General features: G+C 68.5%; 17 protein-coding genes and 3 pseudogenes. 14 read left to right on the top strand and 6 right to left on the bottom strand.

What is annotated here, in order from left to right; translation table 11 throughout:
- Window positions 1-60: 60 nt before the first annotated feature.
- Window positions 61-4734, bottom strand: coding sequence for a BREX system serine/threonine kinase PglW (pglW, locus tag ACIQGQ_RS25195; RefSeq protein WP_402399067.1), 4674 nt, complete (start codon window positions 4732-4734; stop codon window positions 61-63).
- A gap of 683 nt (window positions 4735-5417) precedes the next feature.
- Here pglW and ACIQGQ_RS25190 point away from each other — a divergent pair.
- The 6 genes from ACIQGQ_RS25190 to ACIQGQ_RS25165 all read left to right on the top strand — a co-directional run bounded on the left by ACIQGQ_RS25190 (window position 5418) and on the right by ACIQGQ_RS25165 (window position 14255).
- On the top strand, window positions 5418-6038 hold the full coding sequence (locus tag ACIQGQ_RS25190) for a restriction endonuclease (protein WP_402399065.1): 621 nt from the start codon (window positions 5418-5420) through the stop codon (window positions 6036-6038).
- A 64-nt stretch (window positions 6039-6102) separates the two neighbouring features.
- On the top strand, window positions 6103-6501 hold the full coding sequence (locus ACIQGQ_RS25185; protein WP_402399064.1) for a hypothetical protein: 399 nt from the start codon (window positions 6103-6105) through the stop codon (window positions 6499-6501).
- Window positions 6498-10187 (top strand): AAA domain-containing protein, encoded by a 3690-nt coding sequence (locus tag ACIQGQ_RS25180; RefSeq protein ID WP_402399062.1) that lies wholly within the window; start codon window positions 6498-6500, stop codon window positions 10185-10187. The genes ACIQGQ_RS25185 and ACIQGQ_RS25180 overlap by 4 nt, the downstream gene beginning before the upstream one ends.
- Before the next feature lie 203 nt (window positions 10188-10390).
- A complete protein-coding gene (locus ACIQGQ_RS25175; protein ID WP_402399060.1) occupies window positions 10391-11227 on the top strand; it encodes a vWA domain-containing protein in 837 nt (278 codons plus the stop codon).
- A gap of 17 nt (window positions 11228-11244) precedes the next feature.
- Window positions 11245-12072 (top strand): hypothetical protein, encoded by an 828-nt coding sequence (locus tag ACIQGQ_RS25170; protein WP_402399058.1) that lies wholly within the window; start codon window positions 11245-11247, stop codon window positions 12070-12072.
- Between the two features lie 2 nt (window positions 12073-12074).
- Entirely contained in the window at window positions 12075-14255 is a 2181-nt protein-coding gene (locus ACIQGQ_RS25165) for a hypothetical protein (protein ID WP_402399057.1), read from the top strand.
- 98 nt (window positions 14256-14353) lie between these two features.
- Here ACIQGQ_RS25165 and ACIQGQ_RS25160 read toward each other — a convergent pair whose 3' ends face one another.
- On the bottom strand, window positions 14354-14557 hold the full coding sequence (locus ACIQGQ_RS25160; protein ID WP_402399055.1) for a hypothetical protein: 204 nt from the start codon (window positions 14555-14557) through the stop codon (window positions 14354-14356).
- Complete coding sequence (locus tag ACIQGQ_RS25155; RefSeq protein WP_402399053.1) at window positions 14554-14727, bottom strand: hypothetical protein; 174 nt, start codon at window positions 14725-14727, stop codon at window positions 14554-14556. Before ACIQGQ_RS25155 ends, ACIQGQ_RS25160 begins: the two co-directional genes overlap by 4 nt.
- 1297 nt (window positions 14728-16024) lie before the next feature.
- On the opposite strand from ACIQGQ_RS25155, the gene ACIQGQ_RS25150 reads away from it, so the two are divergent.
- On the top strand, window positions 16025-16192 hold the full coding sequence (locus ACIQGQ_RS25150) for a hypothetical protein (RefSeq protein WP_402399051.1): 168 nt from the start codon (window positions 16025-16027) through the stop codon (window positions 16190-16192).
- Window positions 16189-16530, top strand: coding sequence for a hypothetical protein (locus tag ACIQGQ_RS25145; RefSeq protein WP_402399049.1), 342 nt, complete (start codon window positions 16189-16191; stop codon window positions 16528-16530). Before ACIQGQ_RS25150 ends, ACIQGQ_RS25145 begins: the two co-directional genes overlap by 4 nt.
- A 67-nt stretch (window positions 16531-16597) precedes the next feature.
- On the opposite strand, the pseudogene ACIQGQ_RS25140 reads toward ACIQGQ_RS25145, so the two are convergent.
- Window positions 16598-16720, bottom strand: a pseudogene (locus tag ACIQGQ_RS25140) (IS5/IS1182 family transposase); the annotation flags it as partial.
- 191 nt (window positions 16721-16911) lie between these two features.
- Here ACIQGQ_RS25140 and ACIQGQ_RS25135 point away from each other — a divergent pair.
- The 5 genes and pseudogenes from ACIQGQ_RS25135 to ACIQGQ_RS25115 all read left to right on the top strand — a co-directional run.
- Complete coding sequence (locus ACIQGQ_RS25135) at window positions 16912-17667, top strand: transposase family protein (RefSeq protein ID WP_402399047.1); 756 nt, start codon at window positions 16912-16914, stop codon at window positions 17665-17667.
- Window positions 17668-17694: 27 nt separating this feature from the next.
- Window positions 17695-18036: pseudogene (locus ACIQGQ_RS25130) on the top strand (hypothetical protein); the annotation flags it as partial.
- Between the two features lie 33 nt (window positions 18037-18069).
- Entirely contained in the window at window positions 18070-18321 is a 252-nt protein-coding gene (locus ACIQGQ_RS25125) for an RHS repeat domain-containing protein (protein ID WP_402399208.1), read from the top strand.
- A gap of 202 nt (window positions 18322-18523) precedes the next feature.
- On the top strand, window positions 18524-19276 hold the full coding sequence (locus tag ACIQGQ_RS25120) for a hypothetical protein (RefSeq protein WP_402399045.1): 753 nt from the start codon (window positions 18524-18526) through the stop codon (window positions 19274-19276).
- Window positions 19277-19441: 165 nt separating this feature from the next.
- Window positions 19442-19712: pseudogene (locus ACIQGQ_RS25115) on the top strand (IS5/IS1182 family transposase); the annotation flags it as partial.
- Window positions 19713-19837: 125 nt separating this feature from the next.
- On the opposite strand, the gene ACIQGQ_RS25110 reads toward ACIQGQ_RS25115, so the two are convergent.
- Both ACIQGQ_RS25110 and ACIQGQ_RS25105 read right to left on the bottom strand, forming a co-directional pair.
- Window positions 19838-20161, bottom strand: coding sequence for a hypothetical protein (locus tag ACIQGQ_RS25110; protein ID WP_402399043.1), 324 nt, complete (start codon window positions 20159-20161; stop codon window positions 19838-19840).
- A 39-nt stretch (window positions 20162-20200) separates the two neighbouring features.
- Window positions 20201-20923 (bottom strand): hypothetical protein, encoded by a 723-nt coding sequence (locus ACIQGQ_RS25105; protein ID WP_402399042.1) that lies wholly within the window; start codon window positions 20921-20923, stop codon window positions 20201-20203.
- A 794-nt stretch (window positions 20924-21717) separates the two neighbouring features.
- Here ACIQGQ_RS25105 and ACIQGQ_RS25100 point away from each other — a divergent pair.
- Window positions 21718-24441 (top strand): CRISPR-associated endonuclease Cas3'', encoded by a 2724-nt coding sequence (locus ACIQGQ_RS25100; RefSeq protein WP_402399040.1) that lies wholly within the window; start codon window positions 21718-21720, stop codon window positions 24439-24441.
- The last annotated feature ends 12 nt before the right edge of the window (window positions 24442-24453 follow it).

Genomic DNA, 24453 nt, shown 5'->3' with positions numbered 1-24453 from the left:
ACGAGAAGGAGGAAGGAGGAGAGAAGAGGCGACGATCCGCCGCACGTCAGGCGCCAGCCATCAGACGTCCGGCCCCAGATGTTTCCGCGCCACCCACGCATCCGGCACGACGATCCACTCGTCGAACCCAGCCTGGTACGGAACACTCTGCCCGGCCAGCCTCGGCGCGCGCGCCGGGTCGGACTGGGCGACGAGCAGCCACAGCGGGCTGCCGCCCTGCCGGGATTCCTCGGCGAGCCGACCCAGGAGGTCGAACGCGTCGTAGCGGGCGAGTGCCGCCGTGTCGGTGAGGAGGAGGGGACCGCCGCCCGTGTCCGCAAGGCGGTCGCGGAGCAGCGGCTCGACCCGGCCCCAAGCCTTGTCCGTACGGACCCGCAACTGCTGGTGAGGCCGCGTGCCCGCCTCGGCGGCGTCCGCCTTGAGGACGGTCTCCCAGGTCGGCCGAGCCGCCTCGGCGATCACGCCGCGCAGCTCCGCCAGGAACAGCCCGGTCAGCGACACCACCGCCGCGCCGTAGGGCTCGCCGGCCAGCCGTCGTGCCGCCGTCTCCGCGCCCCGGTCCGGCACGGTCAGGACCCGGAACCCGTCCTGACCCGCCGAGTGCACGAGCCGCTGCTCGGCCTTCACCGCCGCCGCGACCGCCGCGTCCGCGTCGTACTGCGTGGGCGCAGACCGCCGCACCGCCGAGGCCGCGACACCCCAACTCGCGGACGTCAGCCCGCTGGTGAACTCCCCGGCGGGCCGGTCCGGGACGAGCCGGAGGGTCTTGTCGTAGCGGGTCGCCAGCTTCAGCTCGAAACCGGCCTGCTTCAGCAACCGCACCAGCGTGCTGCCGACCGGCAGTTCGCGCGGGACGAGGGGATCGTCGCCCAGGTCGGGGAAGCGGGTCGCGACCCGTTTGTGCAGGGCTTCGACGGTGAGCCCCGGCTGGCGCTCCTCCTCGACACCCGGCTGCACGGCGACCACACCGGCCTGGGTGATCCGCAGTGCACGTACGAGATCCAGATCGCGTGGGTAGATCTCCAGGCGGGGCGTGAGCGCGGCCCCCGGGGACGCCGCGACCGCGATCTCGGCCGTCCGCCGCTCGTCCCAGCCGAGCGCCCCCGGCGGCTGCCGCACCGCGGCCAGCTTGGTGAGGACCGTGCTCGCCGTCGGCAGGGACTCCAGGCCCGCCAGCTCGTCCGCCTGCGTACCCAGCTTGAGCGCGTACTCCTGGAGGGCCGGCAGGGTCGGGGTGTCCGCCCCGTCGTCACTGTCCTCTCCGTCGCGGACGTCGATGACGATCAGTCCGAGCACCGGCTCTGCGCCCTTGGGCAGTCGGGCGTGGAAGTAGCGGAACCGCGGCGGCGTCTCCTCGTACTGCTCCCGGAACTGCTCCCGCTCCACCACCGCACGCAGCAGCGACAGCGCCAGCGCACGCCGATCCCGACGCTTCGCCACCTTGCTGCCCCGTTGGGCGAGCAGCGCGTCGGCGAGTTCGAGCACCGGCACGACCCGGCCGCGCTCGGCGACCAGGTCGATCAGTTCGTCGCTCAGGAGCTTCAGCGCGGGATCGTTGTACCAGCGCTCGCGCGATTTCTTCACGATCTGCGGGATGCGGCCCACCGTGAGGTCAAGGGCCTTGGCGACGTCCGTCTGCCTGACCCAGGGCAGTCCCTCGGGCAGCTCGCCCTGCTCGTCGGGAAGCCGGAGCAGCAGCCGGACGGCCTCGCGCTCCTTCGCGTTGGAACGGGCGCTGCCACCCGACGGACGCGGCACGAGGCGGGACGCCAGCGCGTCCAGACTCAGCCCGCGCAGCACCTCCGGGCCGGTGTCGCCGCCGCCCGCCGCGACCGATTCGGCGACCGCCTGCTCCAGCTCGGTGAACTCCTCGCGGGCGGCCTTGAGCGCCTCCTTGCTCATCGGCGCCGGTGTCTTGACCAGCCGCAGGTTCCACTGCTTCTGCCGGTTCTGGATCTCCGTGCGGGTCCGTGCGCCCATGCCCGGAGCGGTCAGGAACTTCCGCACCGAGTAGTCGAGGACGTCCCCCACCGTGTTCAGGCCCAGGTCGAACAGCTGAGACTGCGCCGCAAGGGTCAGGCCCGCCACCGACAGTGGCGTGGAACGGTCGGCCCGCTCCGCCTGCTCGTTACGGATCTCCTCGGCCGAGGTGTCGTCGTCGCCCTGGCCGATCTGCGGCGCCTCCTCCCGCACCGCGTTCTCGACCGCCACCACCTTGTTGCCGTGCCCGGAGCTCGGCGCAGTCGTCCGCTGGGCGTCCAGGAAGATCGCGTTCCAGGCGCGCTCCATCGGCTTCAGGTCCGGGAAGCGGTTCTTCACGTCCCGGGCCAGGGCCTTGCGGAAGAAGGCCACCAGGCCGTCCCGCACCGGGTCGTCGAAGGCGTCGGCGGCCAGCTGCGGGTACGGCCACTCCTTCGGATCGGTCTGCCGGGGCGTGACCGAGCCGTCGCCCCAGCGAGGCAGCTCGCGGGACGCCATCTCGTGCAGCGTGACCGCCAGCGCATACCGCTCGGCGTGGCCGTCGTACGAACCGCGCGTGATGATTCCGACGAAGGGGTCGAGATAGCCCTCGGTGCCCGCCTCGATCTCCTTCGCGGGATAACCGGCGAGCGAGAAGTCGATCATCACGAGCTGGCGGGTGCCGTTGGGACGGATCCGGATCGCGATGTTGTCCGGCTTCAGGTCCCGGTGCCAGATGCCCTCCGCCTCCAGGTGCTCCACCGCGCCGAACAGGTACTTTCCGTACGTCTCCAGCTGGTCCATGCGGAGGCGGCCGTAGTCCCGCAGCTGACGGGCCACGGTGTCCTCGCGTCTGCGTGCGGGCTTGCCCGTGCCCTCCGTGTCCAGTGCGCGGCTGTCACCCACGTACTCCAGGGCGAGCACCCTGCGGCCAGCGAGGGTCAGCGGCTCCCGCTCATACAGCGCGATGATGCTGGAATCCCGGTGGATGCGGCCCAGGACATCGGCCTCCCGGTCGAGCACCATGTGCTTCGCCTCGCTGAGCGCGACCTTGAGCACCGCGACCGGCAGGCTCCCGCTGCGCCGCGGCTCACCGGCCAGGTCACGGACGAGAAACGCCCGTGACGTCGAGCCCGTACCGAGACGGCGCACGACCTCCCACCGCCCGGCCAGCACGTCGCCGGCCACGGACTCCAGGGGGTCCTTCTCCGGCTCGGCCTGCTCCGCGCCGGATTCCGGGGGCGAGCTGTCACCGGCCGACCCCCCGCCCGCCGCGGCTTTCTCGGCGAACGCCTCCTCGACGAATTCCAGCATCTCCAGGAAGTCGTCGACCGTGGAAAGACGGCGGATCGGCTCGTACGCCGTGGACGCCTCCACCAGGTCGTCGATGTCGGGGTTGAGACCGTCCACCAGCGCGCTCGGGGCAAGCGTCTCACCCGCCTCCAGACGGGACAGGACCTCACTCTGGGTCGCACCCGGCGCCTGCCCGGTGATCAGGAGATACGTGAGAACGCCGAGCCCGTACACATCGAGCCGGACCGGGTCCGCCTTGGGGATCCGCAGCTCGGGGGCCAGATACGGGTCGGCCTGCTGGGAGACGTGCAGACCGGACACATGGGAGGTGGCCAGTGTCAGCGGCTTGCCCTGGCTGGCGCTGTGCCCGGAGGCGATCTGCCAGTCCGCGATCTGCAGCCGAGGGCTCAGCCAGCGCTGCTCCTCGCCCAGTTCGCGCCCGCGCGGACCGCGGTTGCGCGGGATCACGTGCACCGCGTGCGCCGACAGCGTGCGGTGATGGAGCCGGTTGGAGTGCGCGGAGCGGAGCGTCTCGGCGAGCTGGCGGACCAGCGCGAGACGGCCCGGCAGGCTGAGGCGCGCGCCGTGCTCCACCAGGTAGTCGTCGAGTCTGAGGGTCTCCGGGTGGTAGTCGAAGAGAATCGTCGGGCCTGCGGGATGCCCCGACGGCAGGTAGCTCTTCAGCTGGACGACGCCCGGGTGCCGGAACCGGCTGAGTACCGTGGCCTCACGCGCGGCGGCCTTCTCCACCGAGGCGCGCTCGGTGTCCGAAGCGCCCCGCTCGCTGAGGAAGACCCGCACCCGCGCCAGGTCGTGCAACTGGGTGTGACGCCCCAGGTAGTCGGCCCAGGTCGGACCGGAGTCGAACGACTTCGTCTCCAGGAGATACGACCCCACCTCGTGCTGACGGCGGACGGACGCGATGCCGAGCTGATTGAGGGCCGCATCGACCTGGCGCGAGACCCCGGCGGTCATCTGCCCCCGGGCATCCTCCGGCGGAACGGCGAGCATCTCGACCAGCTGCCTGATCTTGAAGACGCCATTCAGGTCGGCGCCCGCCAGGTTCACCCGGAACCTGTCGTCGGTGAAGCAGACCGCCTCACCCACCCAGATCCTCGGCCGCCCGGGGCCACGACCCACGACGTTCCCGATCAGGCCCGCCAGCTCCTTGGCCTTCTGATTGGTCAGGTGCAGCGGATTGCCGTGCCGACGCTGAGTGCCGCCGGGTGTCGTCTGCACCCAGCTGTTACCGCCGCCGCTCACCGACCCGTGCCAGTCCTTCAGCTCGACCAGGAACACACCGGCCGGCGCGGTGACCATGAGATCGATCTCGCGGACGTGCCCGCTGTTCGCCGTGAAGGTGAAGTTCGACCAGGCACGCCAAGGTTCCTCGTTCGGCAGGAGCCTGCGGATCGCTTCAAGACCGCGGCGCTCATGCTCGAACTCGGACTCGGTGACTGTCGTCCACCGGCCATCCTCCATGCGGCTCCTGCCCCGTGTCAGCTCATGTGTGTGTGCCGGTCGTATTCCTGCTGGTGCGGCCCAGGCAACCCGGCTGAATTCCCTCGAAGAAATCTTAAACGGTGACACTGACAACAGGCGGTCCAGAAGTGACAGCGGCCATACAACGGCAGGCCAGAGGGCTGGAGGGGGTGCCGGCCGGACTGTCGGGTCGGCCGGTGGCCGAGGTGAGCGGCAGGACGGGCGTCCCGTCGAAGTCGGCGGGGTGTTCGGTGAGCGTTGCGGTGGCTGCGCGGGACGGCGTGGGTGAGGGGTGTGGGCGAGTGACCGGAACGCGGGCCCTGTGGTTCGTCCGAAGATGTACTGGTCGGAACGCGCGACTCTCCGATACATATGAGGGATTGATCGGGGGGGGCAGTGCTGCTTGTCGTGGGATTACTGGGCCTAGGCGGATGTGTGCTGGTGTCCCGTTGCGGTGGACCGACGCAGTACCACCGGCCGTGCCGCCGCAGGCGCAAAGGACTGTTCGCCCGTTGCCAGGATCACGGCTTCACCTTTGTCACGGTCACCGACCTGGCGGGACTCGCGCTGTTCGGCCTGGCCTTCGGAGTGTGGACGCTCTTCGGGGCGGCCGGCTGATGCGGCGCAGCCGCAGCCAAGGTGGGTGGGCCGCGATTCCCTGGTGGGCGTGGGGGCTCGGAGGCATGGCAGGGCTCATCGGGCTGTGGCAGGTGGCCCAGCAGTGGCCGGTGTGGACCGGGTTCGGGCTGGCTTCCGCAGCTGCCGGGCTGGTGCTGAAGCCGGGGCGATCGGCCCTGATGGCACGGGCCGGCCGTTCGGCGCTTGCCGCAGAGCCCGTGCGCTATTCGCTGGCACATCTCGATTCTCTGGACCCCACGGCGTTTGAATTGGCGGTCTGCTCCCTGCTGCGCAGGGACGGACTGGCTGCGCAGCATGTCGGCCGAGCCGGGGACAAGGGAGCCGACGTGCTGGTCGTCGACGGGTCCCGACGACGGGTGGTCGTGCAGTGCAAGCGGCTGCGACCGGACCGAAGGGTTGGAGACCAGGACGTCCAGCGGGTCAACGGAACCTACCGCCACGACCACGGTGCCGAATTCGCTGTGATCGTCACCACCGGAGGGTTCACGGCAGCCGCGAGAGCCAGTGGCCCGCGCTACGGGATCCATCTGGTCGACCGAGACGCGCTGGAGCGGTGGGCTGACCTGGGTGAGCCCTTGTACCGGATTCTCCGGATTCCCAATGAGCGGGCACGGAGCGGGAAACGAGGCCCCGGATCTTGGCGTGCAAGAAGGTCGCTGGGGTGACATCGCGTCAGCGGACAACACAACTCACCTTACATACAAGTGCATTGACGACCCGAGGGGGAGTATGACCGGCCAGATCGAGTCCGTACGGATTCAGGTGTCCGGGGCGGACCCGCGTCACGCGGAGCTGGAGGCGCGAGAACTCCGCGACGTTCTGCGCCGGTTGGACGACACAGAGGTGCGCTTCGCTCCACCGGAACCAGCACATGACGCGGAGGGCTCGAAGGGGCCCGCACTGCTGACCCCGGACGTCGTGCTCGTCCTCACGGGAGGATCCTTCACGCTGGCCGGGACCGCCATCAAGGCGTGGGTCGCCGTCCGCAAGAGCCGCAAGGTGCGCGTCCTGCACCCGGACGGCACGGTCACGGAGTTCCAGGGCGGCGTCTCCGGGCGTGAGATCAGGAAGCTGCGGGACGGTGGCAGCGACGACAGTTCGGGCCCCGGCCCCGGAGCCGGGCGGTGAGCCGAAAGCATGCCCTGCTCGTGGGCACCGCCACCCACCATGATGTGAGCTACCCCGCCCTGCCTTCGGTGCGCGCGGACATCCACTTCCTGGGCCAGGTGCTGGAGATGCCCGCCGTCGGGGGGTACGAGAAATGCGCCCGGGTCGAGGACTCGCCGAAAGCGGCGGTCAAGCAGGCCATTGAGGGATTCCTGAGCGCGCGGGAACCCGATGAACTGGTGGTGGTCTACCTCAGCGGCCACGGGGCGTACGACCGCGAGGACGGTCAGCTCTACTTCGTCACCACGGACACCGAGGCCGGGCGGGAGCGGCAGACAGCCCTCGAAGCAGCCTTTGTCATCGACCAGTTGGAGAAGTGCGCGGCCCGCCGCAAGGTGCTGCTGCTCGACTGCTGTTTCAGCGGCAGCGCAGTGCAGGGCTTCCGCAGCAAGGGGGCACCCGCGACGGCCGCCATGCCGGTGGTCGAAGCCGGTGGAGTACACGTCATCACCGCCTCCCAGCACTGGGAGAAGGCGTTCACCACGGATGCCGACCAACCTTCGCAGTTCACCCGGGCGATCGTCGAAGGCCTGCATTCGGGACGAGCGGACCTGGACGGCGACGGGCAGATCTCCGCGAACGACCTGTTCCGTCACATCAGCCGGGACCTGCAGAAGGCGCCGGACGGCCGTCGGCAGACGCCGACCCAGTCCACCTTGTCCGTGACCGGCGACATCTATCTCGCCCGCGCCGCCGCCGGCCGCCAGATCCCCGCGCTCAAGCCACTGCCCGCCGGGCTCACCGCAGTGACCGACGCCGCGGGGGACAAGTCGCCGGCACCGGTCGAGCCCACCGAGGCGGCACACGACGACTCCGCCTTCACCGAGGCCGAATGGGCTCGGCTGCTGGCCTACTACCAGCAATGCCTGGAGGCGGAGAACCGCACCGGCGGACTGCTGCCGCTGGCGGGCAGCGACCCACCGCGAACGGTCTGGCCGGCCGCGGAGGAAGTCCTTCTTTCCGGCACGGAATCCAGTGTGCAGGCACCACAGCGCGTCGTGGACCTCGTCGAGCAGGCGCAGAAAGACGGCGCCGACCTCTGGTACGGGTACCCCGTCGCCGTGCTGTACGACGGCACGCGACAGGTGTGCGCACCGCTTGCCATGCGCCGGATCGAAGTCGAACCCGGACCACAGGGGCGCAGCGTCGTCACGCCTTCCGGACCGATCGTCCTCCACCCCGAACTCGTCCTGAACCGGCTGGGCAAGGACGAAGGACGGGAACTGCTCGCCGCCTACCAGCCCAACTGGCGGCCAGGATTCCGCGAGGACATGATCCGCGACCTGCGCAGCCTGCTGCAGGAACTCGGGCTGCCCGACACCGAACACCTCGATCCTGGGGCCCTCGGTGATGGCAGCTCGCTGCGCGCGGCACACGAGGGTGCCCGCAACGTGGCGGTCGTCTACGCAACCCGGTCGGACAGTGCGGCCACGGCGCAGCTGATGAAGGACTACACGACGCTGCAGCAGAGCATCGGGCAGTTCCCGGGCACGGCACTCGGAGCATTCACCGCGCAGGACGCAATGGATCCGAGCGCCGAGCAGGACGTACAGATCGTCGCGCCACTGGAACTCAACGAAGGACAGGAAGCCGTCATCCGGGCCGCCATGGTCCGCAGGCTCACCGTCGCCACCGGACCGCCCGGCACAGGCAAGAGCCAGCTCATCGTCAACACGGTCGCCACCGCCAGAGCGGCCGGACAGACCGTGCTCGTCGCCTCCACCAACAACAAGGCGGTGGACGAGGTCTGGCAGCGGTGCGAGGAACTCGCCCCGGGGCTTCTCGTGCGGACAGGCGCGCAGTCGGTCGTCGACAAGGAGGTGAGCACACTGGAGGAACTCACCCACAGCGTCCGGCCCCGGCAGTCCTCCCAGACATACCGGGGCGAACTGCGGAACCATCTCCGGACGCAGGAGTCGCTGCGGCACCGGCTCGCAGAGATCGCCCGCCGGGAGCGCGACCTCGCCGACCTCGGCCGGCTGCGTTCCGCCTACGCGGAGAAGCACCATCAGGACCCCCTGGCACTCGCCACCGCGCTGGGCGACGACGTCGCCCTGGGACGGTGGCTGCGCCGGGCCCGTACAGCCGCCCGTCTCGGAATCTTCGGGGGATGGCTGCGCAGTCGGTGCGTGCGCAGGCTCGACCCTGTGCCGGTCCAGTTCGCGGACCGTCAGGACTTCGCCGAACTGCTGATGTTCGCCGAAGCGGAAGCCGGCTGGCGGCGGATGCGCACCGCAGCCGAAGCGGCGCCCGACGACGCCCAGCTCCACGCCACGCTCCAGGATGCCGACCGGCGAGTCCGTGAGGCCGCGACAGCACTGCTGCAGTCGTCGGTGGCGGAGCAGGCGATGACCGCCCGCGCTGCCATCCACGAGCGCATCGAGGCGGTGCGGGCACGATCACCGAGGCAGTGGTCGACCCTGGACCGCATCCTGCCGCAGGTCTCGGGGTGGGCGGTCACCGCGCGGTCCGCACGGCGGTTCCGGGACCGGGCCGCCCTCTTCGACCTGGTCATCGTGGACGAAGCCAGCCAGTGCTCCGCACCGGATGTGCTGCCGCTGCTCTTCCGCGCCCGGCGTGCCCTGGTGATCGGCGACCCCATGCAGCTGCAGCACATCACCACACTGCAGCCACGCCAGGAGGCGGAGGCGCACCGGGGAGCAGGACTGCGGGCCAGCTGGCTCGACGAACACCGGCTCGAGCACCGCCGCTACTCCTCCTTCCATGCTGCTGCCCATGCGGCAGGGGAGACGCTGCTGCTCGACGAGCACTTCCGCTGCCACCCGGACATCGTCGGCATCGCGAACCGGCACTGCTACGGCGGCCGGCTGACCGTCCTCACCGACCCCCGGTCGCTGCGGCGCATCGATGGAGTCGACGCCGTGCAGTGGCTCGACGTGACGGGAACGGCGCGCAGGGGCCACAACGGGTCGTGGCTGAACCAGGAGGAGGCCGACCGCGTTCATCTCTCGGTGGAGCGTCTGCTCAAGCGGCTTCCGCACGGTTCGACCGTAGGTGTCGTCACTCCCTTCCGGGCCCAGAAGGAACTGATCGCAGGCCGCTGGCAGCACGAACCACGGGTCAGGGTCGGGACGGTGCACACCTTCCAGGGAGGACAGCAGGATGCGATCCTCCTGTCTCTCGTCGCGTCCGACCGGATGCGTCCGAGCGCGGTCAACTGGCTCTCCCGCGAGGTCAACCTCTGGAACGTGGCCATCACACGGGCCCGTTCGCATCTCATCGTGTTCGGCGACCGTGACTTCTGGTCGGTCCGGCCCGGTATGCCGCACGCACTCCTCGACGCGGCAGAGGCCAAGGACGGCCTCCCTTCGCTCGGCGTGCACCCGGAACATTCCGACGAATACGTCGGCGACCGGCTGCAGTACCTGCTGACGGACGAGATTCCGGGAGTCCTGATCGACCGGAATGCCATGGTGGACGGCTATCCCTACGACTTCGACGTCCGCCGCAGCTCAAAGAGCGTTCGGATCCGGCTGGACCACGGTGTGTCCACCGGCGCAGAGGCCGCACGTCACCTGAGACTCGCACTCGGCCGAACGGCCCTGCTGCCCAACGGTGTGCGGATCCCTGCCTGGCAGGTGTGGGACGGGCGGACGGAACGGGTGGTGGGCCGACTCGACAACTGAAATGCGCAAGGAGGGGCGGGCAGCGCTGCAGAACGCACCGTGACGAGCGCGAAGCGCGATACGACTGCGACAACCTAAGCCTGTCCCTATCATCGGACCGGGGGATCTCGGTGTCCCGGCCCGCACGCCGGAGACCGCTGCGTCGGCATGCCGTACGAGCTTCTCCGACGACCGGTTTCTTCTCATTCCGCCAGGAGTTCACCGTGCCGTACACGGCAGAGATCAGCCGCTCCAACCCGACGAGCATCATCTTCCTCGTCGATCAGTCGACCTCCATGAGCGATCCCATCGGTGGTGAGGTACCGCAGCAGAAGGCCGATGTCGTCGCCGACGCCATCAACCGCCTGCTCACCGAACTCTCCGTCAAGTGCGCGAAGGAAGAGGGCGTACGCGACTACTTCCACGTCGCGGTCATCGGCTACGGAGCCACCGTGGGCTCAGCGCTCGCGGGGCCGCTCGAAGGACGGGACCTCGTCCCCCTGAGCGAGGTGGCGGACAACCCGGCCCGCATCGACGAGCGGAGCAAGAAGGTCCCCGACGGTGCCGGCGGCCTGGTGGAGACCGCCGTCAACTTCCCACTGTGGATGGATCCGGTCGCCCACGGCGGGACCCCGATGAACCGTGCGTTGCAGTACGCGGAGGGACTCGTCGCCGGCTGGACCGAGCGGTATCCGGCCGGATTCCCGCCCATCGTCATCAACCTGACGGACGGCGAGTCGACCGACGGTGACCCCACCGCGGCCGCTGAGGCCGTCACCTCCCACGCCACAGCGGACGGAGCGGCGCTGCTGTTCAACCTGCATGTGTCCGCGGCAGGCGGCACACCGACTGCGTTCCCCGACTCGGCGGACACCCTTCCGGACAGCTACGCCCGGACCCTGTTCAGCATGTCCAGCCCGCTGCCGAGCCACATGCGCTCGTACGCGGCCTCGCAGGGGCAGCGGGTCAGCGAGACCACTCGCGGTTTCGTCTACAACGCCGACATCACCACGGTCGTCCAGTTCCTCGACATCGGTACCCGGGCCACCGAACTGCGGTGACGACCTCCACTTCCTGCGTGTACGTCACGCACCTGGTGGCCCCCAAGAAAGGAAGCACGGCAGCGGAATGCGAGGACGCCGTCGCCGTGCTTCCCGGGCATCCGCACGATCACATGCTGCGGGAGCCATTCGCGGCAGGTGTCTGCGACGGAGCCACGGAAAGCGCACTGGCCAAGGACTGGGCCAGACTGCTGTCCCGCGCCGCGGCCGAACACGCCATGACACTGCCGGACGCGCTGGCGGGCGGGGCCGCCTTCGAGCAGTTCGCAGCGTCCGTGGTGGCCCGGTGGGATCCCTGGCTGGCCGACTACACGCTGGCTCGCCAGGCAGAAGGGCGTCCACTGAAGTGGTACGAACACACCAAGCTCGCGGAGGGGGCCTACGCGACGCTGCTCACGGTGCGCGTCGACCCGGAGAGCGTCGCCCACGACGGCGCAGCGGCACTGTCCTGGCGGTGGCGTGCCGCTGCGCTGGGGGACAGCTGCCTGTTCCACCTGCGTGACAACCAGCTGATACAGACGTTCCCGGTGTTGTCCGTCGAGGAATTCGGCACCACTCCCGATCTCTTCGGCAGCCGCAACCGTGACGCCGCGCTCCTTGCCGACCGCACGAGATTCACCGGAGGGAACTGTCATCCGGGAGACCGCCTGCTCCTGATGACAGATGCCCTGGCCGCTTGGCTCATGTCGGCCCCGGACCAGGCCGACGCAGTCGGCCAGCTCCTCGAGTACGCCGGGCCCGACGACCTGGACGATTTCAACAACTGGCTGAACGGGCTACGGGACAGCCGGCAGTTGCGCAACGACGACGTGGCATTCGTACGGATCGATTTCGAAGGACGGTGAACATGGGCCCGGCCACCGGTTCGCAGCGCCGGTTTCCCAGCGGCGCCGAGTACGCGGAAGCCCTGCAGCACACCCAGCTGTGCTTCCGTCATCCGGAACTCAAGGGCGCCCGGCCCGAGCTGACCGGACTCGGCCTGCCGCGCCCCATCTCCGGCGCCTTCGCCAGTGTCTTCTCCCTGACCTCGCCCTCATCGGGCCGTCGGTACGCGGTCAAGTGCTTCACCCGTCACGTCCCGGACCAGGAACGCCGGTACGAGGCCATCAGCTCCCGACTCGCCCTGCTCGATCCGGCGGAGCTCTCCCAGCCGTGGAACCTCGGCTTCGAGTACCTTCCCGACGCCATCAGCGTCGGGCGGGAACGCTACCCGGTCCTCAAGATGGAGTGGGCCGAGGCCGTCACCCTGTCCTCCTGGCTCGACGACAACCATGCGGACCGGATCGCCGTCGATCGCCTGGCTGACCGGTTCGAGGAACTGGTTCGGGACCTGGCGGACCACCAGATCGCCCATGGCGATCTGCAGCACGGCAACCTGCTCGTGGCGAGCGACGACACCCTGCGGCTGGTCGACTACGACGGCATGTACGTCCCGGCGTTGGCCGGCCTGGGCGGGACCGAGCGAGGGCACCGGAACTATCAGTCGCCCCTGCGGGGGAACGACGACTTCGGAGTGGATCTTGACCGGTTCTCCGCCTGGGTCATCTTCCTCTCGTTGAAGGCGATCGCCTCCGAACCGGCTCTGTGGTCCCGGTTGCACGAACCCAGCGGCGAGTTCCTCCTGCTCACCGAGGACGATTTCACGAGCCCGGCCGGGTCCGCACGACTGCAGACAATGCTCACTCATCCCGACCGTATGGTGAGCGGACTCGCCGACCAGGTGCGGACCCTGGCCTGCCAGCCCCTGGATATGCTGCCGCCGCTCACCCTGGCCGTGCCCAGGCAGAGCCCAGCCGCAACGGTGATCACGGACACTACTGCTCACAGCGGAGCCGCCGCCCCGGGTACGGGCGGTCTGCCCGGCTGGATGGCAGGACACGTCGCCTCTGCGGCGTCGCCGACGCAGCCCGCGCCCTCGGTCGCCTCACCGGACAGATTCCAGGTCAGGACGCCACTGGATGTCGCCGTAGCCGTCGTCTGGCCCCTGATGCTGGCAGTGACCGTACTGGCTCTTGTCGTGGGCCTCTCGACAGCCCCATTCGGTCCGGCAGTCCCGGTGTTCGCCGCCGCCGCGTTCTCGGTGTTCGGGCGGGCCCGCCGCACGGAGCGGGCTCAGGCACGGGCCGTTCTCTCCGGGCTCACAGCAGAACTGGACCAGCTCGACGACCCGGTCAAGGCCGAGGGGAAGCTACGCAAGGACCGGGCGAAGTTCGACGCCGCAGAGGCGAAGCGCACCGCGGACCACCCACGAGCACAGAGCAAGCTCACCGCGAGCTACCACGGCGAGCTCCAACAGATCGAGAAGCGCCGGGTCCGTAGGCGGCAGGAGCTGGACAAGAAGATCGCGGGGCTTTCGGAGGAGCGAGGGAAGGCACTGAGAACGGCGCTTGCCACCCGGCAGTCCGCCTACGTGCGGGAGCGTCTCGGGCGACGGCTGATCGCCCAGAATCCGCCGCACGGCATCGGACCGAAACTGGCCGCGCGGCTTGCGGCAGCTGGAGTCCGTACCGCAGCCGACTTCACCGGATACCGAACCGTGCACAATGCGCGCTACGACAGCGTCGGTGCCGAACTGGTGCTCAGCAACGGCCGCCGTATCGACGTAGAGGGCATTGGTGAGGCCAGGGCCATGGCGCTCGATGCCTGGCGCAGGCAACTGGTCGCCGCTGCCGAAGCCGGTCAGCCCACTGCGCTCACCGCACAGGAACGACAGTCGATCGACCAGGGCATCGAGGTCCGGCGCGCCCGCCTCACCGCTGAGCTCCGCTCCGTGGACGCGGCAGCCGAAGCCTCACGGACGAAGGCAGAGAAGGAGCTGGAGGACGGCCAGGCGCGGCTCACCCGGGAGAACACTCTGGCCGGCGACCGGGCCCGCCGACAGCGGCAGGAGTTCAGCCGGCGCGCGGTCACGCTCCAGCAGAACAGTGTGCGCCATGCGGCGCTGAGCTCAGCTGCCGAGACTGCCGAGGCACACCAGCGCAGGCTGTCCCTCGTGCGATACCTGCGATTCCTCTACACCGGGCGCTGAACCGCGCCCCTGGAATGCGCGATGTCGCATCCACGGTCGACCTCGTGCTCCATACGGTCCGAAGGCGCGCATCGCTCCGGACGCGGGATCGCGGTGGCTCAGACCGTGGAGGAGCGCACAGTGATGTCCGCCAGGTCTGCCGGGCGGGTGGTGGCGAAGTCGAGTTCCTGGCTCGGGCGGTGGACGATGCCGTGGGCCCGGACCGCGTAGCTGCCCCGGAAGGCCAGCCCGCAGGGGAGTCCCAGGTCGAGGGTTTCGGTGAAGAGCCGCCAGTGATGATCGGGCAGGCTCTGCCGAGTCACGCAGCGGCCTCGTTGGAGTTGGTGTACAGGCCGGGAATGATTTCCTCCCATGCGGTGCGGATGCCGCGGCCGACCATCTTCTGCAGCCGGGGCCAGGAGCAGGCCAGCAGGTCGCCGTCGAGGTAGCGGACGTAGTCTTCGTACAGGCCGTGTTCAGGGCGATGCGGCACATGCCGAGGCGCAGATTCTCGTCCGAGAGGGCGAACGTACGCAGGCCGGAACAGGCGAGGTGCAGGGGGAGGCTCACGGTGCCGCTGGTGGGGCCGGTCGGCTCGGACAGGGCGGCCGGTAGCTGATCGGGGTCGGGACCCCGCCGGGATGTCGGACCATCGGCCTGCCGGAGTCCGCTCTGCTCTCCCGCCTGGAGTGGTCCTGGACCGTGCGTGTTCATGGGACCGCGGTAGGACGGTGGAGGACTGGAGCGCAGGGTTGCGACGGACGGAGCCTGGACCCGCGACGCTCGTTTGACGCTCGCACCCCTTCGAGGCGTGTCAGGGGATAGTGTAAATGTTTGCCTGACCTGCAGTTTCTCAAGGTGTCCTTTGATTGGACGTCATTCCTATGACGCACCACGTGGAGTGCGTGGCGATCCTTGAACCTGTCGCAAAGGGTGCCTGACCTGCGGGTTTGGGTGGTGTGCGCTATGTGCATTGTGGGCGTTACGGGCGATATCTTGACGCTGAAATGACGCTCTCAGAGGCATCGTGACGCTCATTTGACGCTCGTCCTGATGGGCCGTCAGGCGCGTTGCCCCGCTGATCAGGGGGCCTCCTGACTGTGCGGGTGTGGCAAGGCGCCGGGAATTTCGTGGTGCTGAGCGATCCCACTCAGTCACCTGCGCAGAGTGCCCGTAGGTTCTTCGTCTGCTGGTGGTACAGCATTCATGGCGTTGTGACCAGGGGGAATGAAGATCGTACTCACTCTGACTGGGGTCTTGGCCCGTGTATGGTCCGGATCTTGGTCTTGATCGGTTGGGCGGGGGTAACTCGCGGAGAAGTGCTGCACTTCAGGCGCTCATGGGAGAGCGAAGGCCAGCTCGCGGTTGCGGCGAGCCCGGATTGGCGGCGTGGCGGTCGCCGGGGGGCGAGGGGATCGCAATCGCCGTCCTTGGGCGCGGGCAGTGATCCGTGCGGGTTCCGCGCGAGTGTGGGTGAGTCCGAGAACGGCAGTGTGGCGTCGTGCCTGGGTAAGGGCGACGTACAGGGAGCGATGCTTTTCGCCTTCGAGGACGAGGCTGCTGTACATCGGGTGTGGGGAGCAGATGGCTGCGCCTGCCTGGCATGCAGGCCGAGATGGGAGCATTCCCGCGGGTGCGGGGATGCTCCCGCGCAGAAGGCCCGCCGGACTGCCAGGCTCGGCTGCTCCTCGCGCCCACGGGGGTGGCCCCCGAAACGGCGTTCAGGATGAGTCTGGGGCTGTGCGTTCTCTACAGCGTGGTCATGGTCCTGAGGCGGAGGGGTTGAGGTAATGGCGAGATATACGGTAGCTCTGCACGGTCACGCGGCGCTGCGCGTCGAGGCGGAAGCGGAGTCCGTGCAGGAGGCCAACCGCCTGGCGTTCGCGAAGGCGCCGAAGGTGAAGTATGTGCAGAGCCGGACGCCGGTGACGACGAGCAGGCTGGAGGGGTCGAAGTGAGCGAGATCAGGCGCGACGAGTGGGTTGGGATGACCGAGTCGGCCAGGAGGTACGAGCCGTTCTGGGAGAGCGTCCGGGAGGCGGAGGCGCAGGGTCGTCCGGTGATGCACGTCGTTAAGGTCGGCAAGTTCATCATGCAGGCGTCCACAGACATCGAGCTGGCCAAGCTGTTCGCGGAACACCAGGTCTTCGACCAGGATGAGGTCGGCGAGTTCGACTGGGTGCCGGACGAGTTCGAGGTGCTGCATCTTCGGTTCAAGAACACGCAGACCGGGGAGTGGGAGTCCACCATCCAGTCCATCTCGACGGTGCCGGTGCTGCCGGAGGCGCCGAAGTGAGTGGGCCGCAGGTCGATTGCGTGTGCTGGAGAGCGGCCTGCTGCGGCGGGCTCTTTTGCTGATCATTTCAGAATGAGGCTCGGAGTCGTCTCAAGCAGATGATGCTGCAGGCGAGTTGGAGCAGCACGAGGTGGAGATCGGCTCGTATCTCGTAGCGGATCCGGAGCCGTTTGAACTGGTGGAGCCAAGCGGTTGGGTCGGCCGCGCGGTGAGGTGCCTGCCATGGCAGATCCTGTTCCGCGCGGCCTCCCGCCGAACCGGACATGGCGGAGCCGTTTCCAACCTGACGGCGCTGGCCGCGTGTTGGGCGGGTCTACGGGACGACGAAGCTCCTGGTAGACGGGTTCACGATCAAGATCGGCCGTCTGCCAGGAGCTTCGCGTGCTTGTCCACCCGTCGTCGATCGACCTGTCCAGTCGCACCCCGCGGTACCTGACCGGACGACTTGCTGTGCGGCGAGGGGAGATCGGGACCCGGTGGCGGCGTCTGACCGCCGGCCGTCAGACTCTCCCCGCCCCGGCCCATCTGCGGTGCGGTGACACCTACGCCCAGCTTGCCGCCGGGATCGGGATCGGCATCGCGACCGCGTACCGCTACATACGCGAAGCCGTCGACCTGCCGGCCGCGCTCGCACCCACCCTGGCCGAGGCGATGCGCGTCGCGCGGACAAAGGCGTTCATGATCCTGGACGGCACCCTGCTGCCGATCGACCGGATCGCCGCCGACACCCCGCACTACTCGGGCAAACACAAACGTCACGGCATGAACGTCCAGGTCCTCACCGACCCGTTCGGCCGCCTGCTGCGGACCTCACCCGCGCTTCCCGGATCCACCCACGACCTGACCGCCGCCCGCCCCCACGGCATCGTCGACGCACTCACCGACGCCGGCCTCAAGCGCTGGGCCGACAAGGCATACCAGGGCGCCGGCAGCTCCATCCGGGTGCCCTTCCGCGGCCGTCGCCTCAAGCGGTGGCAGCGCCGCCACAACAGCACACACGCCAAGATCCGCTGCCTCGGCGAGCAGGCCATGGCCACCCTGAAGGGCTGGCGCCTCCTACGGAAGCTCCGCTGCAGCACCACCCGCATCACAGCGCTCGTCCAGGCCATCCTCGTCCTTCACCACGCGTCAGCGTGAGGTTGGAAAGGGCTCAATGACCGCTCCCAAGTGGTAGCTGCGATCGATGCGTTGGGAGCCATCACCCGATTCGAGTACGACCGCTATCACCGGCTGTTGTCCCGCACCGACCCGCGCGGTGCCATCACCCGCATTACACGCGACGCCTTCGGTAACCCCGCCATGCTCACCGACCCACTTGGCGCCGTCACTCGCTTTGAATGGAGTATTGAAGGCAAACTCTCTCACCGCACCGATGCAGACGGCACGACACAGTCCTGGACCTACGACGGCGAGGGTAAATGCCTGACTCACAATGACGCTTCTGGAAGTGTCTCAAGCTACGAATACACCCACTTCGACCTCCCTTTCGCCAGCACCCGGGCCGACGGCGGCCGCTACGAGTTCGAGCACGACAACGACCTGCGCCGCACCCGGGTCACCAACCCGAAGGGGCTGACCTGGTCCTACGAGTACGACGCGGTTGGCAACACCGTGTCCGAGACCGACTTCGACGGGCGCACCCTGACCTACCGCGTCGACGCTGCGGGCCAGCTCACCGAGCGTGTCGACGCCCTCGGCGGGACCATTTCCTTCGAGCGGGACCGGCTCGGCCAGGTGTGGAGGGCAGCGCCGGAAAGCTCATCTTCCGGAAGGGCGAGGACGTCGTCGTGACCCATGGTCCGATTTCCCAAGCCGACCAGGCCATCACGGCGTACGGGCCGTCAGGTATCAAGGGCGAGTCTGGTGCGAGGACGCTGGGCGGCGAGATCACTGACCCCGGTGCGCCGATCACAGACAGGGACATCGTGGAGGGAAGAATTCCGGGCAACGGCGGATTCATGCCCCCCGCAAAATTATTGAGGGAAAAGTCACGATGAGATTGACCTTCGGCAACGACTGGCACGCAACAGTGACAGCCGATCCTCTGTCCATCATGCCCCGTTTCTCGGGCAATTCCGTGGACATCGCGCACTACACGGACGTGAAGGAACGTGAGCGGTTCCTCCGGGCCACTTTCGGCAGCCAGGAGCAGCTGTGGGAAACGCCCGACGTCCTCCGGTTCGACCCGGACAGCCGGAGGCTTGCTGGTGCCGAGTTCCAAATGCCTGCGGAGTCCGCTTCCGCCGAGGACTTCGCCCGCATCATCCCCCTGCCCGCAGTACGCCCGGGTGGGCTCCGCGCGGACGAGGTCCGGGACTTCCGGCTGGAGATGTGCGAGGTGCTGTACCGCACTCCCGGGGACACCATGCTGGCCAGTCTGCGCGACCGCGATGTCCTCGACGAGCCGCTGGAGGCTCGCATCGGCATCGCCCTCGATGTGGCCCTCCTCGTCCAGCACGGCACCGTCGTCGGCTGGAGTCTCACGGATCCGGCGCGTCACCTGACTCAGGCGTTCGCAGCCCCCGACCCCAACCCGCCGTTTCCCGCTACCCGACGGCTGCTCACCGAGTGCCTGGACCTGATCACTGAGCCAGTGATCGACGACGTGTCGGACGGTAAACCGGCCGCCCTGGCCAGGCTCAGGGCCGCCGACCAGGCCCTGCGTACTCAGCACGAGGACCGCTCCCGGGCAGATGCACTGCTCGCGCTCATCGCCAATCTCGTGGAGGACCATCGAAACTGGTAACGGACAGCCGAAGAAGCCGAGGCGAACTTGGCACTGCACGCCACGCTTCGTGGATCTCATGGACGTGCCTCCCCAAAGGCTCAGCCGGACGGACAAGCGGTCTCAGGCAGCGCTGGGTAGCGAAGCACACGCATAGCATCCCCCGGCTGATTCGGCATCCGCTCCGTGAGCGGGTGCGCCTGGCGGGCTCCGCCGTGTTGTGGGGCCTCGTCATCTGGTCCAGAGCCGGTGTCCGGGGCCGGCTGCACGAGGCCGTCATCGGGAGGATCGACGAGTGCAGCCTGCTCGACGTGACCCGCGTGGTCCTCGACTCCGCGCACGTACGGGCCAAAGAAGGGGCGAACTCACAGGCCCGGGCCCCGTGGACCGGGGCAAACCGGGTTCGAAGATGCACGTCCTGTCGGACGCGAACGGACTGCCCCAGGGTGACGGCATATGAAACAGTGCCTAGCAACCGTTGATCGGCGTGCTCGGAATCGGCGAGGTTCGGTGTCCCCGAATCCTGGCAGCGCCTTGTGCCGGGTGGCCGACTCGTCCTGATCGGTGTCTCGACCGTTGATCTCATAGCGCATGCTCAGGCAGCACGAGCCGCAGCGCGGCGCCCGTGAGGGTGGGGTGGGCTGACTCGAAGACCTCGAGCTCCGTTTCGACCGACGGCGTGGCGAAGGCTCGCAGGAGTTGCCGGACGCGGTGCAGACCTCCGGCGCGGCCCTGCTCGCGGCCTGCCGCGCTGAGAGCGAAGGTCCTGCGGCCGCGGTATCCGGTAGGCAGGCCCGGGCCGCTGTCCTGCACCTCGACGAACACCTCGGGACTCTCCGCCTTCGCCACGACCTGGATCAGGCCTGCGTCCGTGCCCGCTGCCACGCCTGCCGCGTTGCCGAGCACTTCGTAGAGCCACGGCCCGCAGCACGGGTTCAGGCACGTTCACGGACAGCGTGGGCGGGCAGCGTACGTCCAGCACCGTGCCTGGGTACTGGTCGCGGCACTGCGAGGCCAGTGCGAGAAGCAACGGCGCCAGTTCGGTGGCCGACGGCTCCGCGGCTCCGGCCAGCACCGCGGGGTCCTGGGCGTGCGGCTCGGCCTGGGCTCGGCGGGCAGCGTGGCCAGCTCGTCGCCGTGCGCGCCGCTCCTCTCCTCCGCCGTGGGGCGGGCGAGGGCCGGTACCGTTGCAAAACGCTTGCGTTGCCACGGGGTCCAACTCACGGGCGCCGGGGGCTCGTCCGGTGCGCCCACATGGTCCGCTTCCTGCCCGTTCGGCGTAAGCATCAGGCGGGCGAGCATGCCGGTCAGCTGCTGCTCGGCTCCCGCCCGCAGTATGCGGACGATGCCGCTCCGCGACACGGCCAGGTGGTCGCCCGTTCCCTCCCCGGTGCGGACGAGCAGGCCGCGGGAGACCAACGCGTCGACTCCTGCGCGCACCTGGTCCCTGGCCCGCGGCCGTTCCGAGCACATCTCGACCAGCAGGAGAAGGTCCTCCGCACTGGCCTCTCCGGTCGCGGGATCGCTGGCGGCCGGATCGCCGCAGCGAGCCACCAGTTCCTCCCGGAGGGCCTGTGCGAGAGCCTCGTCCCGCTGCCAGCCGTCGTCCGCCGCGGACCACGGATCGGTCCCGGCGGAGGCCATGCGGTGTTCGGCGTAGCGGAGCATGACCCGCAGCGTGTGTGTTGTGCGGGCCGTTGCGGGCGATGTCTTCACGTTGGGACAGCGCTCGTGACGCCCATGCGGCGCCTGTCCTGACGGTGTGCCAGGAGCGGTGCCGGACACGTCGTGCTGAGGCGTGAACGAGTGAACGGGCAGTGGAGATAGTTGACATGTGGGCATAGGCGCCTACGCCCTTGGGCTCTACGCAGGGCAGTCCGGTCTCGGGAGTGGCGCCAGATGGCTCACCTTCGCTCGCGCGGCGAGGGCTGTATGGCGTGAGGAAAGACGCAGCTGGAGTGCAGACACATTGCTGGGCGAGGAATAATCTGGCCAGCGGGGTGCCGTCATGGCATAGGAGGTGACGGACCCCTGAGATCCGTCACCGTTGGCTCAGAAGAGCCAGCTGACGAGTTCGCTGATCAGGACACGGAGTACCGCGCCAGCTGCCACACGTGAGACCTCAAGGAGGACCTCGCGTCGCAGGACGAACTTCCGCAGGAACCGGGACACTGTTTCTCCAGAGCGCGGTACAGGACCGAGGTTGCGCCACGTCCCTCGGGAGGGTCGTGCGTTCATCTCGATATACCGTCGGCCGGAGAGCCAATGGGATTCCGCGCACCTCCCAGGGAGGCGTGCAGCAGTAAGTACTCTACGGGAAGACAAAGTTGGGGCGCCTGCGGTTGACCGTTTTCCCCTCCGGTTCCTGCGGGGCCCGGCAAGGCTGCGATGTTTGCAGGCCGGGTTCGTTCTGCCGCGTGTCTTCGGAAGGCACCTGAACCAAACCCGTGACAAGGAGCACCATGCCTCTGGACTCCCGCCTCTGGGGCAAGGCTGCCGGGCTGGGCAAGGACGCCCGCGGAGTACCCCACACACATCCCGTGGTCTGTCATCTGCTGGACACGGCTGCGGTCGCCGAGGTCGTCTGGGACGAGCTCCTGACCGAGTACCAGCGGAGCAGCGTGGCGGCAGCGCTGCGCGTCACGGACGAGCAGGCGAGGACGCTCGCGGCATTCTGGGCCGGGTTGCATGACATCGGGAAGATCACTGTGCCGTTCCAACTGCACAGTGGCGGACCGAGGTACGAGGGAAAGCTGCGGACCCAGGAGCTGAGCGGTGAACCGGGATACGCGTTCGGGACTGCCGCCATGCAGGACAGGCAGTCGCACGAAGCGGCGGCACACTGGTGGCTGGTGGGCAATTTCGAGGAGATCGGTTATCCGTCGTCGAAGCGGCGTCCGCAGTCCAGGCTCAGCCATGCGGTGGCCCAGCTGCTTGGCGGGCACGGTGGCGGATTCCACCCGGTCGTTTACGACAAGGACTCGCGATGTCCCGTGGCGCGTCATCCCGGTATGGGTTCGGGAAGTTGGGAGGAGCAGCGGCGCATCCACTTCGACGAGGTGCGCAGAGTGGTCGGGGCGCAGTCGGTTCCGCAAGGGCGGATGACGCCAGGAGCGGCTGTTGTCCTGACGGGGTTGGTGACCTTGTCGGACTGGCTGGCCAGTATCGAGGAGGAGATCCTGACCCGGCTCAGGGAAGAGGGGTGGGCCGGAACCCCCGACGACCTGGACTCCTACTGGCAGATCGCCCGCGCGGCGGCCCCCCGCCTGTTGCGGCAGACGGACCTGCTCGGGACGGGTTTCGCCCGGCCGTCGAGCCCCGCCCACTGCGCGGGGGAGGACGGTCTGGGGGCGAGCATGGCGCGCCGGATGCCCGATCTGGTGGCCGATCACGGGCCGGGCATGGTGGTTGTGACGGCCCCGCCCTCGGAGGAACGTACGGAAGCGTCCCTTCGCGCGGCGGCGGTCCTCGGGCATGCGGCGAACGCGCGGGGCCTCTTCTATGCACTGCCGACCGGTTCAGCAGCCGACAGTCACATGGCGCAGGTGCATGCGTTCGCCGAGCAGGCACTGACCGGCCCCTGGCGTTCGCTGCTGCTCCACAGCTCCTCCCGGTTGAAGCCGGCGGAAGCCGCGGAGCAGTGGGCGCGCGCCCATGCGACCGACGGAGTCAGCGCGGAGCCCGGTGAGGAGTGGGCCCCGACAGCGAACAGCTGGCTCAACTCCCATCACCGAGCCCTCTTGGCCGCGCTCGGCACGGGGACGGTGGACGAACTGCTGCAGGCTGTACTGCCTGTGAAGTTCAACGTGATGAGGCTCTTCGCTTTATCCGGCAAGGTCGTCGTGGTGGACGAAGCCCATGCCCGCGGCGCCTGGGGCCAGAAGCTGATGCTTCGGTTCCTGGAATGGGCCGCCGCGTTGCGGATTCCTGTTGTCCTGGCTTCGACGGCTGCGGACAAGTCGGTGGACGCGATGCTGGCCGCCTACCGCCGGGGCGCGGGAGGGGGCGGAGAGCCAGCCGTGCAGCCTCGTCGGTCACCTGGGTGGTCGTTCGTGGACGCCCGGTCCGGAAGCGGGCATCTGCCCCAGCAGCCTGCCGGGGCCGTTCGTGCCAGCACGCTCAGTATGACCGTGGTTGACGGTACGCCGTATGGCGAGATCCGGGCGGCTCTCGCACCGATGGTCGCAGCCGACAAGGGCCGAGCCGCCGTCTACCGACCGACGCCCGCGGAGGCAATCCGCACATTCCATCAACTCACACGGGATTTTCCCGACCTTGATGTGGCCCTGGTCCATGAGCAGATGCGCAACAAGGACCGATGGCAGCGACTCGCGGCGTGCCGGAAGGCCTTTGCCCCTGACGGTGGAGTCCTCGGCCCCTCCGTGCTGGTGACGACGTCGATGCTGGAGCATGTCCGGGGCCTTCATTTCGACCTCGTCATATCCGGACCGGCTCCGCTCGCGGACCTCTTGGCCCGTGTGGTGCAGAGTGCGGGTGATAGGTCGAGGCTGGTGGTGCTCAGAGCGGACGACGCGTCGGAACTGGACGACGCCGCCCTGCTGTGGCGGACGGACACGCTCCTGGGGTCCGGCAGGACGGTTTCTCTGCCCGAAGAACTGCCTTCGCTGCTGGATGAGGTGTATGCCGAGGAGCTCGTCGGCAAGTTGGCGCAGCCTGCGGCGTCTGAGCTCCAGCGGTTCGACAACCAGCGCGTGGTGCGTGAACGCCGGGCCAGCGGTACCGCGCGTTGGCTTGAAGTGCCTGGACCGCAGGAGCTCGACGGTGACCTCGGCCTGCTGAGCCGGGATCACCCCGGCATGGAACCCGAGTTGCTCTCCGCCGTGCTCGGCGAGGAGATGGTCCACGTGGTCTGTCTGTATCCCGGGCGCGACCGACAGGGGAACCCGGCGCATTTCCTGGAGAACGGCGTCCTGGAGCGGAAACTTCAACGCGGCCCCAAGGGGAGACCGAAGCCGGGCCAGCTCGTCCCCTATCTCATTCCGGTACCGAAGCGACTCGTGGAGGCCGTGGAGGGCGATGCCAACCCTGCCTGGCGTGGAATGGCCGCCCTCAGGAATGTTCTCCGACTGAACCTGAGAGAGGAGGGCGGTGAATGGGTGTACACCAGCCCGAGGCACCGATTCTGCATGAGTGAACACGGCCTGAAGATCGTCCAGTTGCCGTAAACGCCCGCGCTG

Origin of the sequence: Streptomyces sp. NPDC092952 (assembly GCF_044754785.1) — a bacterium.
In the GTDB taxonomy this organism is placed as follows: domain Bacteria; phylum Actinomycetota; class Actinomycetes; order Streptomycetales; family Streptomycetaceae; genus Streptomyces.
Note: the sequence above shows the minus strand (reverse complement) of the source record. Positions and strands in the feature narration are given on the sequence as shown.